Annotated in this window: 1 pseudogene; it reads left to right on the top strand. The window is 45.4% G+C overall.

Annotated features, from left to right (window positions below):
* Positions 1 to 547 precede the first annotated feature (547 nt).
* Positions 548 to 1,112 (top strand): annotated as a pseudogene (locus IT781_RS21895) (hypothetical protein); the annotation flags it as partial.

The raw sequence follows: 1,112 nt of genomic DNA, 5'->3' as shown, positions 1-1,112 counted from the left end.
CCGCTGTCTGGCTGTTCGGTTCCGGCGTATTGGGATTGTTGGGCTTCAATCGCAAGCGTTCTCAGTCGTTAGCGGCATAAAATACCACTCACGATTGCTTAACAAGGACCGCCTCTCGGGCAGCCGAAGGCGGTTTTTTATTGCTCAATTCCCGAGAACCGTCCTTTAGTGCCGGGGATGCCGTCGCAATGTCAAACGTATCCCTATACTCTGAGCCAAGCATACAGGAGATCGGCATAACCAGAAGCAACTCATGTTTTGCCGGGCACTGTCCGTTGCCGGTTAAATAGGTATTCTAAAAAACAGCCAGGGGCGGAGCAGTTAGATGCGCTTGAAATTTTTACTAGGTCTATGGAAAGTAATAGTTTTTAGGGGCCTGTCACATAAATAAGCAATGAGGGTAAATATAATCTCGCAGAGCCCCTACAAGTAAAGTAATTCTTTATATTGGCTATGAATGCTTATCAGCTCATAGGGGTGAGATTCCATAAATTTTAGAGTATCAAAAAATATGGACTTTTAACATTAAGCAACAAGGCAGGATACGATGAAAAAAGTGAAATTAGCGGCGGCTATTTTAGGATTGCTGTCTGTCAGTCAAATCGCAAATTCCGCAACGATTACAAACGGAAACTTTGATTCCGGGCTGACAGGTTGGGGCACTGCGGGTAATGTAACTCTGGATGCCGGCGGTTATGCTGTGTTAAATACATTCTTAGGTATTGATACAAGCGCTTATGGCGGAACCAATGGTTCAATATTGTCACAGACAGTTAATGCGTTAGCCGGCGATGTTATCTCGTTCAGCTATAGTTTCAATACTGATGATTATTTGCCTTACAACGATTTCGCCCTTATTGCGGGCGATGCTCAATATTTGGTGTCAGATGTCGCTACAGTGGGTAATGGCGATTCCAGCGGCTGGCAGAATTTCTCGTTCACAGCACTCAGCGATTTTTCTGATCTTAAGTTCATTGCCAGCAACCACACTGATACTGCATTCAACTCAACTCTTTTTATAGATAACGTCAGTTCAGGTTCGGTTTCAGCCGTGCCGGTTCCTGCCGCTGTCTGGCTGTTCGGTTCCGGCGTATTGGGATTGTTGGGCTTCA

Origin of the sequence: Methylobacter sp. BlB1, assembly GCF_015476545.1 — a bacterium.
In the GTDB taxonomy this organism is placed as follows: Bacteria; Pseudomonadota; Gammaproteobacteria; order Methylococcales; family Methylomonadaceae; genus Methylobacter.
Note: the sequence above shows the minus strand (reverse complement) of the source record. Positions and strands in the feature narration are given on the sequence as shown.